A 16,724-nucleotide genomic window follows, 5' to 3' on the forward strand; every position below is an offset into this window, starting at 1 on the left:
TTATTTTGATATTTTTAGGATTATTGAAATATGGATGAACGTCAAGCCCTTTCCGCATTCGGAGCGCTGTCGCAGGAAACGCGCCTGAGGCTCCTGCGGCGGCTGGTCATTGCGGGGCCCGACGGCATCGCCGCCGGTGTCCTGGCCGAGCAGATGGAGGTCTCGCCCTCCAACGTCAGCTTTCACCTGAAGGAACTTGAACGCGCCGGCCTGGTTGCCGCACGGCGAGATTCCAGATCGATCGTCTATAGTGCCGCGTATGACGCGCTGACCGGCCTTATCCGGTTTTTGATGGAGGATTGCTGCTCCGGCCGGCCGGAAATCTGTTCGCCGGCGCTCAACCCGACATGCTGCGTCCCGAACGATGGAAGCCGTGCCGATGCCTGAATACAGCGTGCCGCGCCGTGTCGCGGCCGAGGCGCTCGGTACTGCTTTCCTCGTCGCCACGGTGGTCGGCTCCGNATACAGCGTGCCGCGCCGTGTCGCGGCCGAGGCGCTCGGTACTGCTTTCCTCGTCGCCACGGTGGTCGGCTCCGGCATCATGGCCGAGACGCTGACGCCGGACAAAGCTGTTGCGTTGCTCGGCAACACGCTGCCGACAGGCGCCATTCTTGTGGTCCTCATCACCATCCTGGCGCCCATCTCCGGAGCGCATTTCAATCCGGCGGTCACGCTGGTCTTCACAGTCCTGCGGCAGCTGCCGATGAGCTTGGCTGGACTGTACATCGTGGCCCAGACCCTCGGCGGCATTGCCGGCACGGTGACGGCGCACGCAATGTTCGGCCAGTCGTTCGTGCAGGCCTCAACGCACATACGCACCGGCGGCGCTCAATGGCTGTCTGAAGGTGTCGCGACCTTTGGCCTGGTCGCCGTCATCCTGGCGGGCGTGCGGTTCGAGCGGAAAGCCGTTCCCTGGCTGGTCGGTCTCTACATCGCCGCCGCATACTGGTTCACGGCATCGACGTCGTTCGCCAACCCCGCGGTTGCCGTGGCGCGTTCGCTGTCCAACACCTTTTCCGGCATTCGGCCTGCCGACCTTCCCGGATTCATCGTCGCCGAACTGGCCGGCGCACTCATCGCCGCCGGCACGATGAGCTGGCTGCTTTCGCCAGCCTCGACCGTCGCACACACCGAAAGGGCAGCGCCATGACTGTCACCATCTATCACAACCCGGCTTGCGGCACGTCACGCAACACGCTGGCTCTGATCGAAGCGAGCGGCGAAACGCCCGAAATCATCGAGTATCTGAAAAATCCGCCCTCGCGCTCTCGCCTTGTCGGCCTGCTCAAGGCCATGAACATGCCCGCGCGCGCGCTGCTGCGTGAGAAGGGCACGCCCTATGCCGAGTTGGGCCTGGCCGACGCAAAATGGAGCGAGGACGAGTTGATAGACCAGATGCTCGCCCATCCAATTCTTATCAACCGGCCGATTGTCGAGACACCGCGCGGCACGCGGCTTTGCCGGCCGTCGGAACTGGTGCTGGACTTGCTCGACCAGCCTGTGGGCCGCTTCACCAAGGAGGATGGTGAAGTGGTGACCTATCCGGCCCGTTGATGAGCCGCGACCACCCGATGCCGGACCGTCGCGTCATCGTCACGGCGCTCGGGCTCACGCAAATCATGGCGTGGGGCTCTTCCTACTACCTGCCGGCGGTCATTGGCCCTGCCGTGTCGGCTCGGACCGGCTGGCCGTTTCCCTGGGTGATCGGCAGCCTGTCGCTCGGGCTGCTGGTCGCGGGCCTGATATCGCCGCATGTCGGCGCGGCAATCGAACGCCATGGCGGCCGCATGACGCTCGCCTTCAGCGCCGTTTGCCTCGGCATCGGCCAAGCCGTGCTTGCCGCATCGCCGAACCTGCCCGTCTTCATCGCCGGCTGGCTCATCATGGGTTTCGGAATGGGCGCCGGCCTTTACGATGCGGCCTTCGGCACGCTCGGACGGCTGTATGGGCGCGGTGCCCGTTCGACGATCACCAGCCTGACGCTGTTTGGCGGCTTCGCCAGCACGGTGTGCTGGCCGATTTCGGCGCTTCTGCTCGATGCGTTCGGCTGGCGCGGCGTGTGCCTGGTGTATGCGGCAATCCAGCTCCTGGTGGCGTTGCCCGCCTATCTGCTCGTGCTGCCGCGTGGCGTTCCCGCCGAACCGCCGCTCGCGGCGGCCACCGGCCCGGAAGCCGGCCTGGCGCCGCGCAGCCTGCCCCTGATGGCCACGCTGGCGGCAAGCATCACGCTGTCGGCGGTCATATCGTCTACATTGTCGGTGCATCTGCTGACCGTGCTGCAGTCGACTGGCCTTGCGCTCGCTGCCGCGGTTGGCCTTGGCGCGCTGGTTGGCCCTTCGCAGGTCGGTGCCCGGGCCGTAGAGATGGCCATCGCCCGCTATCATCATCCGATATGGACCAAACTGGCCTCGGTGGCATTTGTCGTCTTCGGCGTTGCCGCGCTGTGGACCGGACTGCCGATGCTGCCCGTCGCCCTTGCGCTTTACGGCGCCGGCATCGGCCTGGAATCCATCGCGCGTGGCACGTTGCCTCTGGCGCTGTTTGGCGCCCCCGGTTACGCGAAACTGATGGGTCGGCTTGCCATGCCAAGCTTGATTGCCCAGGCCGCCGCGCCTTCGCTGGGCGCTCTCTTGCTGGAGCATGTCGGCGCGTCGGGCTTGCTGTCGGTGCTGCTTGGGCTCGCCCTTGTCAATGTCCTATTGGTCGCCGCCCTGCTTGCCTTTCAACGCAACTCCTCGCGACCTGCCCGAACCATCGTACCATCCTAGTCTAGATCGGATACACCGGTCGCGTACCACTATTGCACGATAGCATACCTCCACCGGCCGCTTTTTTTTGCTGGGTGGCAACGTATGTTGCTCAGTACGTTCAATATTGAGTCCATGGACAGGGTGGGAATGAGTGGCTTTCGCATCCGCATCGATTGGTTATCATCGTTTCGGACTCGGGCCGCGATCCCGCGATCTGTCTCTATTGGATGGCGATCCACGCACTGTTCTTCTCAATGAGCTGGATGAGCCGGATATTGCCCTCCTTACTGGTGGGGGTCTCCTGTCCGCCGCCGAAATCATCACGCAACGACATCGCCAGGATCGCCTTCCGCGCGGCTATCTCGCGGCGGCGATCCGCCGCCTCACCTTCTTCGTGCCGATCGATCGCCGGGTGCTCGAAGCGGAAGTCAGGGCCCGGATAGACCGCGCCCTGATCGCCAGGACAGGGCTCGTCGAGCGGCTGGTGACATTCTGGATGAACCATTTCGTGGTCGAGACCAGTGCCAATGGCACTGTCCGGCGCACCGCGGCGGCATTCGAGCGGGAAGCCATCCGGCCTTTCGTGCTCGGGCGGTTCGAAGACATGCTTGTCGCTGTAACCCGGCACCCGGCAATGCTTTCCTACTTCAACAGCGCCAATTCGGTCGGACCGAATTCGGTGATCGGGCGCCGGTCCGGGCGTGGCTGCAATGAAAACCACGCGCGCGAATTGCTGGAATTGCACACGGTCGGGGTCGAGGCGGGCTATTCGCAGGCAGATGTCAGCGCGCTGTCGAAAGTGTTGACCGGCTGGAGTTACAGGGGCGCCAGCGAGGATGATGAACTCGCCGATGACTACGGCTGCTTTTGCTTCACCGCAGATGCACACGAGCCTGGCGGCCAGCAGGTGATGGATGTCGACTATCCGCAAACCGGCCTGGATCAGGGCGAGGCGGTTCTGTCCGCCCTGGCGGGCCATAAAGCAACGGCAAGGCGGATCGCCTGGAAGCTCGTCCGGCACTTCATCAACGATGATCCCGCGCCCGACATTGCCGAAACGATCGCGGCAATCTTCCTGGAGAGTGCCGGGGATCTGAAAGCGTGCGTACGAATGCTGCTTCTCCACGACAAGGCGTGGGGCCCGGCGGTGAAGATCAAGAGCCCCAGCGAATTCCTGTGGTCGGCTCTCAGGGCACTGGATCTCCGCACCGATGTCGCGCAGGTCGCGCGCGTGTTGAGTGCGCTTGGGCAGCCATTGTGGAATCCGAACGCTCCCAATGGCTTTCCTGATCATGCCGATAGCTGGCTGGCGGGCAATGCGATGACCGATCGCCTCGATTTCGCCGAAGAGCTGGCGGCGCGCGCCCGTGTCGACCTGGATCCGCTGGCCCTCGTCGATGCGGTGCTGGGCACGGCCTGTTCCGCAACCACGCGGGAGCATATCGCGCACGCCCGAAGCAGGTCCCAGGCGCTGGCTTTGCTGCTCATGAGCCCGGAGTTTCAACGCAGATGACGGGGACGCCCCCTATGCCTGCTGCAAACGGCAGTTTCGTCGCCTGGTCGAGAATGCCACGCATGGCCCACGCGGCGCCGCGCGATCCACGGATGGTGGTCGTGATCCTGCGCGGAGCTTTGGACGGCCTGGCCGTTGCGCCACCCATCGGGGACCCGGATTACGCCCGGCTGCGGGGCGAGCTTGCGATTGGCGTGGCCGGCATCGGCCGCATCCTGTCATTGGACGGCTTTTTCGGCTTGCACGACGCGATGCGGACATTGCACGACCACTACGTGGCCGGCGACACCCTGATCGTCCATGCCGCCGCCACGCCCTACAGGGATCGATCCCATTTCGACGGCCAGGATGTCCTGGAAAGCGGCATGCCCGGACCGAGAGATACAGCATCCGGCTGGCTCAATCGTGCGGTGCTGGAACTTCCGGTCGGCGACCGGATCGAGATCGCCCGTCCGGTCGGGCTGGCCGTCAGCCCCACTGTCCCGCTGATTTTCCGCGGTGCCGCACCGACATTGACATGGACGCCGCCAAATTTCCGGTCAGCCTCCCCGGACACGCAAGATCGCCTCATGGGCCTTTATGGCGAAATCGATCCGGCGCTGTTGCGTGCCTTTATCGAGGGCCGCGAGATAGACAGCCTGTCCGGTCATGGCGACGATCCGGTGCCGCGCACCAAGATGGCGGGGCCTTCATTTCGCGAGGCTGCGGAGGGCGCCGCGAAATTGCTTGCGTCCGAGTCCGGCCCGCGCATTGCCGCACTCAGCTTCGACGGCTGGGACACACACGCGAAAGAGGGCGCCAAGGACGGGAAGCTGGCAAGGCTGTTGGCGGCCCTGGACGGCGCTTTGGAGGGTTTGGTCAGCGGCCTGAAGTCCGTCTGGCACGATACCGTGATCGTGGTCATCACCGAATTCGGGCGCACGGCGCGGATCAACGGCAATGAGGGGACCGATCATGGTACCGCCACGACGGCCTTCCTGATGGGTGGCGCCGTCAACGGCGGACGGGTGGTGGCGGACTGGCCGGGACTTGGAACCTCGCAATTGTATCAAGGCCGGGACCTGATGCCGACCACCGATCTTCGGGCGGTGCTGAAGGGCCTTCTGCGCGACCATCTCGGCATCTCGGAGCTCGCTTTGTCGCAGCGTGTATTCCCGTCCAGCATCGCCGTCAGGCCCTTGAACGGGCTGATCGGGTAGCGCGCGCTGAACATCTGCGCCCGACGCCGTCTGTCGGCACCTCGTGTCGCTGGCCTCGCCTCCCGGCTAGGCATCAAACAAACCGCTTCAAACCCGGCGCTCGCTTCGTTACGCTCAAGACCATGTCTCAATCCAGCATGTCTCAATCCAGCACCGCGATCTTCGGCGCCCGTCGCGACCAGGCCTTTCCAACGCTGGCCGAGGTGGACATCGACCGGATGCGCCGGTTCGGCGAGGCCGCCGCCTATGCCGCCGGCGAGCCCATCATCAAGGCCGGCGACGTGGCGCCAGGCCTGATCCTCGTGCTGTCGGGCAAGGTCGATATCACACAGGATGGCGGGCTCGGCCGGCGCGAGACCATCGTCACCCATGGACCCGGCAGCTTCGTCGGCGAACTGGCGCAGCTTTCGGCCCGCCCCTCGCTGGTCAATGCCGAGGCCGCCGAACCGGTCGAGGCGTTCGTCATCCCCTCGCAGCGTGTGCGCGACCTGATGGTGCAGGAGGCCAATCTCGGCGAGCGCATCATGCGGGCGCTGATCCTGCGCCGTGTCGGGCTGCTGGAAAGCGCTACCAGCGGGCCGATCATCATCGGACCATCAGACAATGCCGACGTGTTGCGGCTGCAGGGCTTCCTGGCCCGCAGCGGCCAGCCGCACCGCGTGCTCGATTCCGCCAGCGACCCCTGCGCCAAAACCCTGGTCGAGCGCTTCGACGTCGATCCACACCATCTGCCGGTCGTGCTGTGTCCGAACGGCAGGCTGCTGCGCAACCCCACCGAGAAAGACCTCGCCCGCTGCATCGGCCTGCTCAGGCCGATCGATGCCGATACGCTGTATGACGTCGCCATCGTCGGCGCCGGGCCGGCTGGGCTGGCGGCCGCGGTCTATGCGGCGTCCGAAGGGCTGTCGACCATAGTGCTCGACTGCCGGGCCTTCGGCGGGCAGGCCGGCGCCTCCTCGCGCATCGAGAACTATCTCGGTTTCCCGACAGGCATTACCGGCATGGCGCTGATGGCGCGCGCCTACAACCAGGCGCAGAAATTCGGCGTCGAAATGGTGATCCCCGACGAGGCCAAGCTGTTGAGCGCCACGACCGACAAATCCGGCGCCCGCTATCTGCTCGATGTCGGCGACGGCGAGACCGTGCGCGCGCGCAGCGTGGTCATCGCCAGCGGCGCGCGCTATCGCCGCCTCGATGTCGCCAATTTGGCGCAGTTCGAGGGAACCTCCGTGCACTATTGGGCCTCGCCCATCGAAGGGCGGCTTTGCGCCGGCCAGGAAGTGGCGCTGGTCGGCGCCGGCAATTCGGCGGGCCAAGCCGCGGTCTACCTCGCCAGCCATGCGCACAAGGTGGTGCTTTTGGCGCGTGGTGGCAGCCTCGAAGCCTCGATGTCGCGCTATCTGGTCGAGCGCATCAGGGCGCAGCCGAACATCGAGGTGCTGACCGGGACCGAAATCGAGGCGCTGGAGGGCGAGGGTGGCAATCTTGCCACGGTGCGCTGGCGCAACCGCGTCAGCGGCGAGGAGACGACACGCCCGATCCGCCATCTCTTCCTGTTCATCGGCGCCGACCCCAACACCGACTGGCTCGCGCAGTGCAACGTGACGCTGGACGCCAAGGGGTTCATCCGCACCGGATCGGAGCTGGGGCCGGCGCACGGCCTGATGGAGACCAGCCTCGGCGGCGTCTTTGCCATCGGCGACGTGCGCTGCGGCTCGGTCAAGCGCGTCGCGGCGGCCGTTGGCGAAGGTGCCCAGGTGGTCGCCGCATTGCATGCCTATCTTGCGCAAACGAAGAGTTGAGCCTCAACTGGCAGGGAGAGTGTGATGGCGGATGAATGCAAGCATGCGGCCGGGATCAAGGACGTTACGCCGAGCGCGCTTGGCTGCGAGGAGTGCCTGAAAAGCGGCTCGTGGTGGGTGCATCTGCGGCTCTGCCGCACCTGCGGCCATGTCGGCTGCTGCGACGACTCGCCCAACCGCCACGCGACAAAACATTTTCATGCCACCAGCCATCCGATCATCGAAGGCTACGATCCGCCGGAAGGCTGGGGCTGGTGCTATGTCGACGAGGTCTTTCTCGACCTCGGCGACCGCACGACGCCGCAGAAGGGACCGATCCCACGGTTCTATTGAAGGGCGCCGAGATTCAAAGAAAAGCCCGGGTCGTCCGCCAGCCCCTAACTAATATGTGGAGCGGCTAGAATCCGTCGGCTCCACATTCTTTCCCGTTGGGATCTAATAGGCGTATGGACAAACCGGAAGCCTATAATTCGCTCACGGTGCGTGCCGGACTGTCAAAGCGATGGGAAAGCTGCCGCACAAATCGGTCATTGGCTCATACTGCGAATAGAATCGCATAACACCAAACGCATAGAAATTGCGCGCATCCAAATAAGAGAAAAACACGATATTTTGGAATTTTAGAATTCCACTCGGCAACAAACGCCGGAGGGATGGATTTATTATCTAAATTTACATGAGTTTGATTCCTATAACCAAATCTTGCAAATTTCCCAAACCCTTTGTGTTTGCTCACAATTCTGACCTTCATATACAAGAAGGTGTGGACGCTGATCATGAATACCGCTGTAGAGATCATCGTCGCAAATTTCATGTGAAATAGATTACCTCCCCGAACCGCACAGGACCCTTGGCCAGTCCCAGCCGCATGGCTGGCGTCGTCCTATCCCTGCCGCGCTTCTTTCCCCACCCATCTTCAAGTTCCGCAGCCTTCCCGAAGTTCGAGCACAACGGGTCTTGCAGAAATTGACGTTCACCCCGTTGAAGGGGCGGGGAAGGCGCAGTTTTTCGTCTGTTTCAGATCTTTCCAGCAAGAGAAAACCCCGCAAGCCGTTGTGACTTACGGGGTTCGCTAGGAACTTCAACCAGAAGTCCACATTTTGGTTAAGGGCTGGGGGTCGTCCGGGCCTTTCTTGGTCGACGCATCGTGCCATCCGATACCCTGTTGTCAGCGAACTGACAGGTTGCCTGTTCCAGTGTTCATCGAATCACGATCATCACGGCCTTGTCCTTGGACGCTCTCTTGAAAGAGGGGCTCGTCCTCGAACAAAGCTTTGACATGGTCGCGGCTAGTTTAGAAACGTTCAAAACTGGAAGACACGCATGAATCCTACCTATACGAGCGCGCAGAAGGCCATTCACTGGGCAGTGTTCCTGCTGGTCATCGGCCTTTATGGCCTGACATACGTCGAGGAGCTTTTTCCGCGCGGGGATCCGGGACGAGCGCTCGTCTGGTGGTTGCATATTTCGTTCGGTCTGCTGCTTTTCGCGCTGGTCGTCGTCCGAGTCGGCCTGCGCCTGACGCTTGGAACGCCCGGGTTGCCGACGGAAATGTCAGAGCTTGAGCGATGGGCGGCCAAGGTCGCGCATGTGGTGCTTTACGCGCTGCTGGTGGCCATTCCGGTTCTTGGCATCCTGCTGACCTGGTACCGGGACGATGCCTTGAGCTTCTTCGGCCTCTTCACCATCCCGGCCCCGGTTTCGCCGGATCGCGACACGGCCCGGTTCCTCAGGGAGCTGCACAGCCTATGCGCCAATTCCATCCTCATCCTTGCCGGTGTGCATGCGGCGGCGGCGCTGTGGCACCATTATGTCCGCAAGGACGACGTGCTCAAGCGGATGTTGCCGGAAACTGCGCCCTGACAGGCGCACGCCATCTTCCTTCGATCAGTCCGATTGGCGTCACCGGTGCGGATGTCGGATTGTCGACGCTGTTCTGATTAACCTGGAAGGCCTTTCCTTCGACCTTCTTTTTCGTCAGGTCGTCGCCGTCTGCGGTGGCGGCGGGCGCTCGGATCATAATGTTCTCCAGGGGGAATGCCCTGGAGCACAATGGTCAACGCGACGCGGGGGTTCCGCTGAAGGCTCGACCACTGGTGCCGAGCACTGCCGGATGATCTATCGCACCGACCCGGTGACCGTCCGGTCGACATCGGGAACGGATCTGCGTTCGTTGCCGGCAAGGGCGGCGATGGCCAGCAGGCTGGCAACCACCGGAACGAACAGGATGGCGACGCGGGCCTGTACATAAAGAATGGCGCGCCATTCGCTGCGCTTGTCGGGGCTGTCGCTCATCATACTCACTTTGCCATGGACCCCCCGGGCGTCACATAGAGGTGAACGGTTAAACAACTCCTTCCGGCTTCGTTAACGGGTGCAGCGCGCAAAGCTTTCAGTTCAGGCCAATCCGCCTGGCGCCTTGCCGGAACAGCGCCTCGGCATCCGGCTCGAAGCGGAAGGTGCCGATGAAATCGTCGGCGCGGTAATCGGGCATTGTCTTGCGGATGGCGGCGGCGAAACCGTGCGCCTCGTCGAGCCGACCGGCCAGCGCCAGGCAATGTGCCGCGATCGCCAGGATGATGGCATGGGCGTTGGGCCGCGCCGCCGCCTTTAGCGCCCATTCGGCCGCCTCCTCGAACTGGCCGAGCCGGACATGCGACATCGCCCGCGCGCCCAGCATGCCGAACAGCAGCGGGTCGAAGGGGCTGAGATGCCGCGAATGGTCCGACGAACTTATCGCCGCCTGCGGGTCGCCCGACTGCGAATGCACGAAGGACAGCGCGTAGTGGCCGAGCGCGAAATTCGGGCTGAGGTCGACCGCGCGTTCGAGTTCGGAGAGCGATCCGTCCTGCTCGCCGCGCAGCCACAGCGCCCGTCCCATCGCCCAGTGCGCGGCCGGATTGTGGTCGTCGACCAGCACGCTCTGGCCGGCGCTTTCGAAGGCCAGCGCGCTTTCGCGGTCGCGGTCGCCCCAGCGCTGGAAGGCGGCCTGCCAATGGGTGAAGGAGAGGCCGGCATGGGCGCGGGCAAAGGTCGGATCGAGTTCGACGGCCGTGGCAAAGAGGTTCCGCGCCTGCTCGTTTTCCGCCTGCGTGAAACGGTACATGTGCCAGAGGCCGCGATGATAGGCCTCCCAGGCATTGAGCGAATTGGGCGCCTTCAGCATGGCGCGGTTGCGCTCGACGGTTTCGATCTCGGCCGAGATCGACGAGACGATGCTGTCGCCGATATCGTCGAGCACGGCGAAGATGTCGTCGGGCCGGCGTTCGAAGGTCTCGGCCCAGACGATCCTGGCCGTGCGCACCTCGATAAGCTCGACGCTGACGATGAGGCGGCCGGCCGGGCTGCGCACCGTGCCGGTGGCGACGTAGTCGACATTCAGTTTTCTGCCGGCTTCGTCCGGCGCGATGTTCATCTGCGCCAACGCGAACACCGATCCGCGCGCGATGACGAAGAAATCCCTGAGCTTGGCGAGACGGGTGATGATGTCGTGGGTGAAACCATCGGCAAGCCCGCCGCGCGTGCCGCCGGCTTCCTCGACAAACGGCATCACCGCCAGCGAAGCGTGGCTTGGTTCGACCGTGCCGGCATCGCCCGACGGTGCCACCGGCTGCGACAGCGCGGACACCGGCGGCACCCGGAGCGAGACAGCTGGCGCCTGATCGCGGATTGTCCGCCAGGCGGCGCGGAGCGGTGCGAAATCCAGATCCTCCGACTGGAACAACTGTTGCGCCGCCGCCAGATGCCGCTCGGCCGCGCCAACTTCGCCGCGCCGGGCCATGCTGGCCAGCAGCGCGGCGTGTGCGCGCCCGTCGAACGGCGCCAGTTCCACCCATTTGTCGAGATGGCCGATCGCCTCGTCGCAATCCGCAGGCAATCTTGCGACAAGCTGCTCCAGCACCGCCGCATGGCAAGCGCCGAGGCGCCGCCGCTGCGCGATCAGCCAACTGTCGAAAAGCGGGCTGCGGTCGAGCTCCAGCCCATCGAGGAACGCGCCGGCGAAGAGCCCGGCCAGCGTTCGCAACGGCTCCAATTCAAGCGTTTCGATCCCCTGTGTCGCGGCGTGGCTCACCTCCAGCGCGTCGACAGGACAATCGTCGAGATCGAGTGCGACCGTGTCGCCCTGCGTCAGGACCCGGCGCCGGTCCGGCGTGTCGAGCACGCCGCGCAGCTTGCTGAGGCACCAGCGCAATTCGCCACGCGGGTCGTTCGGCACATCCCACAGCATTTCGCACAGGCGGCCGCGGCCGACCGGATGCGGCGCCAGTGCCAGATAGGCAAGCAATGCGCGCACCTTGCGCGACGCCGGCAGCACCACCGGCACGTCATCGCGCATTACCGCCAGCGATCCGAGCGTGCGCACGGAGAGGATCGGCATGTCGCGATCCAGTCTCGATGGTGCGGATTCCACGGCTGTTTCCACGCCTGCTCCCACGCTGGCCTGTCGGCCCCTGCTGTATCATCAAACACGATACGGCATCCGGCAGCGCGTTTTCGCGCCGGCCGCGGCCATTGCCGCAGTGCCGTCCGATCAATCCTAGCGCGGCAAGGTCTCCAAACCTCGCCGCCCAAACCGTCGGTTTGTAACCGGCCTGTGAAGGCAGACACGACGACGAGACACAACGATCGAGGAGATCAGAGATGTTGAACAAACAAAAGATCAGGACCACCGCCGGGCGCGGCCGCCTGTTCGACAGCATTCTTGATACCGTCGGCGACACGCCGGCGGTGCGCATCAACAATCTGGGACCGGCCCATGCGACGATCTATGTCAAGGCCGAGTTCTTCAACCCGGGCGCCTCGGTGAAGGACCGCCTGGCGCTCAACATCATCGAGGAAGGCGAGCGCAGCGGCGCACTGAAGCCTGGCCAGACGGTGGTCGAGGCGACGAGCGGCAACACCGGCATCGGGCTTGCCATGGTCTGTGCGCAGAAAGGCTACCCGCTGGTCGTCACCATGGCCGATAGCTTTTCCGTCGAGCGCCGCAAGCTGATGCGCATGCTGGGCGCCAAGGTGGTGCTGACGCCGCGCGCCGAAAAAGGCTTCGGCATGTACAAGAAGGCGGTGGAACTGGCCGAGGCCAATGGCTGGTTCCTCGCCCGACAGTTCGAGACGGCAGCCAACGCCGCCATCCACGAGGCGACCACCGCGCGCGAGATCATCAACGATTTCGCCGGCTCGCGGCTCGACTGCTTCGTTACCGGCTATGGCACCGGCGGCACCGTCGTCGGCGTGGGGCGCGTCCTGCGCCGCGAGCGGCCGGACACCCGCATCGTGCTCGCCGAACCGGCCAACGCGCAGCTCATCGGCAGCGGCAAGGCGCAGCAGCGCGGCGCCGATGGCGCGCCCGCCGCCAGCCATCCGGCCTTCGAGCCGCATCCGGTGCAAGGCTGGACGCCGGACTTCATCCCCAATGTCCTGCAGGAGGCGATCGACACCAGCCTCTATGACGAGGTGATGCCGGTCGCCGGGCCCGAGGGCATCAAATGGGCCAAGGCGCTGGCACGCCAGGAAGGCATCTTCACCGGCATTTCCGGCGGCGCCACCTTCGCCGTGGCGCGTCAGGTCGCGGAGAATGCGGCGGCCGGCGCGGTGATCCTGTGCATGCTGCCCGACACCGGCGAACGCTACATGTCGACGCCGCTCTTCGACGGCATCGAGGCCGAGATGGACGCCGACGAGACCGCGCTGTCGCGTTCGACGCCGGGCTGCCAATTCCCCGTGGCTTGACGTGAGGACGCTGTCATGGACGTCGCGCCGGAAAGCCTCGGCATGGTGACCGAGGAAACGCTTGACCCTTTGGACTGGGCCGAAGTCCAGGCCCTGTCGCATCGGCTCATCGACGAGGCAGTCGACTATCTGTGCGACCTGCGCGGCCGCCCGGTCTGGCGGGAGATGCCGGCTGATGTGAGAGAGGCTTTCACGGCACCCCTGCCGCGATCGCCGGCGCCGCTGGACGCGGTCTATGGCGAGGTCTCCCGCACGGTGATGTCCTATCCGATGGGCAACGTCCATCCGCGCTTCTGGGCCTGGTACATGGGATCGAGCAATTTCACCGGCGCGCTCGGCGATTTCCTGGCGGCGATCCAAGGCTCCAACCTCGGCGGCGGCAACCACGCCGCCGGGCTGATGGATAACCAGGTGGTCAACTGGTGCAAGGAGATGCTGGGCTTCCCGGCTTCCGCCTCCGGCACGCTGGTCAGCGGCGGCTCGATGGCCAACATCATCGGGCTGACGGTGGCGCGCAACACCAAGGCCGGCATCGACGTGCGCGAACACGGCGTCGCCGCCATTGAAAAGCCGCTGCGCTTCTATGGCTCCGACCAGATCCATTCCTGCCACCGCAAGGCGATGGAAGCGCTCGGCCTCGGCAATCGCGCGCTGCGACGCATCCCGTCCGACGCCGGGCTGCGCATCGACATATCGGCCTTGCGGGCAGCGATATCGGAAGACCGTGCGGCCGGCTTCAAACCGGCCTGCCTCATCGGCAATGCCGGCACGGTGAACACCGGCGCGATCGATGATCTGCGGGCACTCGCCAAACTCGCGCATGAGGAAGACCTCTGGTTCCATGTCGATGGCTGCATCGGCGCGCTGATCGCGATTGCGCCCGACAATGCGCATCGCGTTGCCGGCATCGAATGGGCGGATTCGATCGCGCTCGACCCGCACAAATGGCTGCATGCGCCATTCGAGGCCGGCTGTGCCCTGGTCAGGGATGCGATCGCGCATCGCCGGACTTTCGCGGTCACGCCGGAATATCTGGAATCGACGCCGCGCGGCCTTGCCTCCGGCGACTGGCTGCACGATTACGGCCTGCAGACCTCGCGCGGCTTTCGCGCGCTGAAAGTGTGGATGGCGCTGAAACAGCACGGCATCGACAAGTTCGGCCGCCTGATCGACCAGAACATCGCGCAGGCCTCCTATCTCGCCGGGCTGATCGAGGCCGAGCCGTCGCTGCAACTGGCCATGCCGCCCACCATCAACATCGTCTGCTTCCGTTATCAGCCCGGCGTCAACGGCGAGGCGCTGAAGGCGCTCAACACCGAGATCATGCTGCGGCTTCAGGAGCAGGGCATTGCCACCCTCTCCGATACCACGGTGCATGGCGAGCACTGGCTGCGCGTGGCGATAGCCAACCATCGCACAAGGCGCGACGACCTCGACCTTCTGGTGCGGGAAACGATGCGGTTGGGACGGGAGATCGCGGGTCCAGCGTCTTCCTAGCGACCACGTCTTCCTGGTGATCGAGTCTTCCTAGTTCCCGGCAGGCATGCGATTCTGCCGCGATGATTCGGGGAGGTCCGGCGGTGACGCTGTTTCGTATGGCAGCATTTGCGGCATTGGTCTTCGCCACTTCGGCGCAGGCCGCCGACATGGCCTTCTTCGTCAAGAACCTGCGCAAGGAAGCGGTTGCGGTCGAGCTGTTCAGCCGCGACCGCGAGACGGTCTGGCCGGGCAACGACAAGGTGTTCCTGATCGATCCGGGCTCGCAGAAATCGGTGCCGCTCACCTGCAATCAGGGTGAGCGCATCTGCTACGGCGCCTGGGTCGACGGCAATGATCAGATCTCCGCCGGCGTCGGGCCTGATAACGACCAACCTTGCGATACCTGCTGCTTCATCTGCGTGGAGCACTCGACCGAAACGATCGATCTGGTGCCGTGATCGGCGCTTCTGACCCTGCACGGGAGATCGCGCAGGCGCATCAATCCGGAAGGCCGGCCTTGCGGAAGCCGTCGACGAAATGCTCGAGCATCGCGTCGTCGCGGAAAGGCTCGGTCCAGACCCAGTGGCTGGTTGTGAAATGCGGGTTGCTGACGAGGAACAGTTCGACCTCGGCGCGCGCCTCGTCGAGCCGGCCCAGTTGGGCCAGGCTTGCCGCCAGGAAACGGCGTGAACTCGTGCGATAGGTCTCGTCCCGGCGCAGGGTCTCGACCGCGGCTTCGTAATCGCGCGCCGCATATTGCGCCTGGCCGAGGGTGAGATAGTACCAGCTTGCCGGAAACGGGTTCAGCCGGAACGCCTTGCGGATATGCTCGAGACCCTCCTCGACCCGCCCAGCCAGTGTAGCGATGTCGGCCAGTGTTGCCCAGGCGTCTGCCTCGTTCGGGTCGAGTTCGAACGTCCTGGCGAATTCGGCATCCGCCTCTTCGAAGTTGCGCTCATAGGCAAGCAGATTGCCGAGCACCCAGCGGCAGCCGGCATCGTTGGGATCGATCGCCACGGCCTTGCGCGCCAGCTCCAGGGCGACGCGGCGGTTGGGCTCGACGGGTTCGCCCCAATGCACCCACCCCATCCAGTGGTTCATGGCCAGCCAGCGGTAGGCTTCGGCATAGTCCGGATCGAGCGCGATCGCGCGCGTCAGCATCAGATGCGCTTCCCGCGCCGTCTGCGGCGTATCGTCGATCAGCTTGCGCGCCCGCACGCAGAGATCGTAGGCCTCGAGACTGCTGGGCCGGTTGCGTGGCGGCGGCGCGCGCAGCCGGCCGAGCAGCGCCTCGACGATCTTGGCGATCACCTCGTCCTGTACGGCAAAGATATCGTCCAGCCGACGATCGAAGCGTTCCGCCCACAGGTGTTCGCCGCTCATCGCGTCGACCAGCTGGGCATTGATGCGCACGCGATCCGCGGCGCGCCGTGCGCTGCCTTCCAGCAAATAGCGCACGCCAAGCTCCCTGGCGATCTCGCGCACGTCCATCGCTTTTCCCTTGTAGGCAAAGGTCGAGTTGCGCGCGATGACGAACAGGCCGGAGGCCCGCGACAGGTCGGTGATCAGGTCTTCGGTCAAGCCGTCCGCGAAGGCTTCCTGCCCGGGATCGTTGCTGAGATTGACGAAGGGCAGGACGGCGATCGATGGTTTGTCGGGCAGCGGCAAGGTTTTTCGCTTCACGCCGGCAAGCTGTTCGATGGCCCCGGTAAAGCGGTAGCCGACGCGCGGAACCGTGGTGATCCATTCACCGCCATCGATGGCCGGACCAAGCAGCTTGCGCAGCTGCGCGATCTGGACGGTGAGGTTGCCTTCCTCGACGGCGGTGCCCGGCCACGCCGCATCCATCAACGCCGCCTTGGCCAGGATTTCCCCCGGCCGTTCGACAAACGCCGCAAGCAGCTTCAGCCCGCGGTAGCCGACGGCAACGGGCTCGTCGTTCCGAAGCAGCGTCCCTGCGTCCGGATCAAGCACGAACGGACCGAAGGCAAAGCGCGATCCCTGCATGGAGCGCATCTATAGAGCAATTCCGCGAAAAGTACGAAGCGCTTTTCCGGGCGGAAGCAGGGCGCGCTTTCCCAGCTGGAATTGCATCGAAAACAAACAGTTAGAGCCCGTTTGGAACTTTTGAGAACTATTTGGGAGGCTTTAATTACGGCACCGTCCATATCCGGCAGAATTCAACCTCATTCATTCAGGTCGAGGGGCTCCCAACCCTTGGAACCCCCAACCCTTGGAACGCCATGGAGGT

General features: G+C 64.4%; 15 protein-coding genes. 12 read left to right on the top strand and 3 right to left on the bottom strand.

Annotation, left to right across the window (positions count from 1 at the left end; genetic code table 11):
- Positions 1-30: 30 nt before the first annotated feature.
- The 9 genes from X743_RS157755 (at position 31) to X743_RS157715 (ending at position 9,127) form a co-directional block, all read left to right on the top strand.
- A complete protein-coding gene (locus X743_RS157755) occupies positions 31-387 on the top strand; it encodes a metalloregulator ArsR/SmtB family transcription factor (protein WP_023765328.1) in 357 nt (118 codons plus the stop codon).
- A complete protein-coding gene (locus X743_RS157750; protein ID WP_245264207.1) occupies positions 380-1,150 on the top strand; it encodes an MIP/aquaporin family protein in 771 nt (256 codons plus the stop codon). Before X743_RS157755 ends, X743_RS157750 begins: the two co-directional genes overlap by 8 nt.
- Positions 1,147-1,554: an arsenate reductase (glutaredoxin) gene (gene arsC / locus X743_RS157745; RefSeq protein WP_023765330.1), complete on the top strand. Its 408-nt coding sequence runs from the start codon at positions 1,147-1,149 to the stop codon at positions 1,552-1,554. Before X743_RS157750 ends, arsC begins: the two co-directional genes overlap by 4 nt.
- Positions 1,554-2,768 (top strand): MFS transporter, encoded by a 1,215-nt coding sequence (locus tag X743_RS157740; RefSeq protein ID WP_023765331.1) that lies wholly within the window; start codon positions 1,554-1,556, stop codon positions 2,766-2,768. The genes arsC and X743_RS157740 overlap by 1 nt, the downstream gene beginning before the upstream one ends.
- A gap of 133 nt (positions 2,769-2,901) precedes the next feature.
- A complete protein-coding gene (locus X743_RS157735; RefSeq protein WP_031257666.1) occupies positions 2,902-4,263 on the top strand; it encodes a DUF1800 domain-containing protein in 1,362 nt (453 codons plus the stop codon).
- A 14-nt stretch (positions 4,264-4,277) separates the two neighbouring features.
- Complete coding sequence (locus tag X743_RS157730; protein WP_023765333.1) at positions 4,278-5,462, top strand: DUF1501 domain-containing protein; 1,185 nt, start codon at positions 4,278-4,280, stop codon at positions 5,460-5,462.
- A 137-nt stretch (positions 5,463-5,599) separates the two neighbouring features.
- The gene (locus X743_RS157725; RefSeq protein WP_023765334.1) at positions 5,600-7,264 is read left to right on the top strand and encodes a cyclic nucleotide-binding domain-containing thioredoxin-disulfide reductase; all 1,665 of its coding nucleotides are present in this window, start codon (positions 5,600-5,602) and stop codon (positions 7,262-7,264) included.
- A 24-nt stretch (positions 7,265-7,288) separates the two neighbouring features.
- Positions 7,289-7,597 carry a UBP-type zinc finger domain-containing protein gene (locus X743_RS157720; RefSeq protein ID WP_023765335.1) on the top strand — a complete coding sequence of 103 codons (309 nt, stop codon included), beginning with the start codon at positions 7,289-7,291 and terminating at the stop codon, positions 7,595-7,597.
- A 990-nt stretch (positions 7,598-8,587) separates the two neighbouring features.
- Entirely contained in the window at positions 8,588-9,127 is a 540-nt protein-coding gene (locus tag X743_RS157715; protein ID WP_023765337.1) for a cytochrome b, read from the top strand.
- 255 nt (positions 9,128-9,382) lie between these two features.
- Here X743_RS157715 and X743_RS20200 read toward each other — a convergent pair whose 3' ends face one another.
- The gene (locus X743_RS20200) at positions 9,383-9,559 is read right to left on the bottom strand and encodes a hypothetical protein (RefSeq protein WP_023765339.1); all 177 of its coding nucleotides are present in this window, start codon (positions 9,557-9,559) and stop codon (positions 9,383-9,385) included.
- A gap of 97 nt (positions 9,560-9,656) precedes the next feature.
- Positions 9,657-11,642, bottom strand: coding sequence for a BTAD domain-containing putative transcriptional regulator (locus X743_RS157710; protein ID WP_023765340.1), 1,986 nt, complete (start codon positions 11,640-11,642; stop codon positions 9,657-9,659).
- 263 nt (positions 11,643-11,905) lie between these two features.
- On the opposite strand from X743_RS157710, the gene X743_RS157705 reads away from it, so the two are divergent.
- The 3 genes from X743_RS157705 to X743_RS157695 all read left to right on the top strand — a co-directional run bounded on the left by X743_RS157705 (position 11,906) and on the right by X743_RS157695 (position 14,931).
- Positions 11,906-12,994, top strand: coding sequence for a pyridoxal-phosphate dependent enzyme (locus X743_RS157705; RefSeq protein WP_023765341.1), 1,089 nt, complete (start codon positions 11,906-11,908; stop codon positions 12,992-12,994).
- Positions 12,995-13,009: 15 nt separating this feature from the next.
- Entirely contained in the window at positions 13,010-14,491 is a 1,482-nt protein-coding gene (locus X743_RS157700; protein WP_023765342.1) for an aspartate aminotransferase family protein, read from the top strand.
- An 83-nt stretch (positions 14,492-14,574) separates the two neighbouring features.
- Positions 14,575-14,931, top strand: coding sequence for a hypothetical protein (locus X743_RS157695; RefSeq protein ID WP_023765343.1), 357 nt, complete (start codon positions 14,575-14,577; stop codon positions 14,929-14,931).
- 40 nt (positions 14,932-14,971) lie between these two features.
- Here the strand turns inward: X743_RS157695 and X743_RS157690 are convergent, their stop codons facing one another.
- Positions 14,972-16,480, bottom strand: coding sequence for a winged helix-turn-helix domain-containing tetratricopeptide repeat protein (locus X743_RS157690; RefSeq protein ID WP_023765344.1), 1,509 nt, complete (start codon positions 16,478-16,480; stop codon positions 14,972-14,974).
- Positions 16,481-16,724 lie beyond the last annotated feature (244 nt).

This window comes from Mesorhizobium sp. LNHC232B00 (assembly GCF_000502435.1).
Taxonomy (GTDB): domain Bacteria; phylum Pseudomonadota; class Alphaproteobacteria; order Rhizobiales; family Rhizobiaceae; genus Mesorhizobium; species Mesorhizobium opportunistum.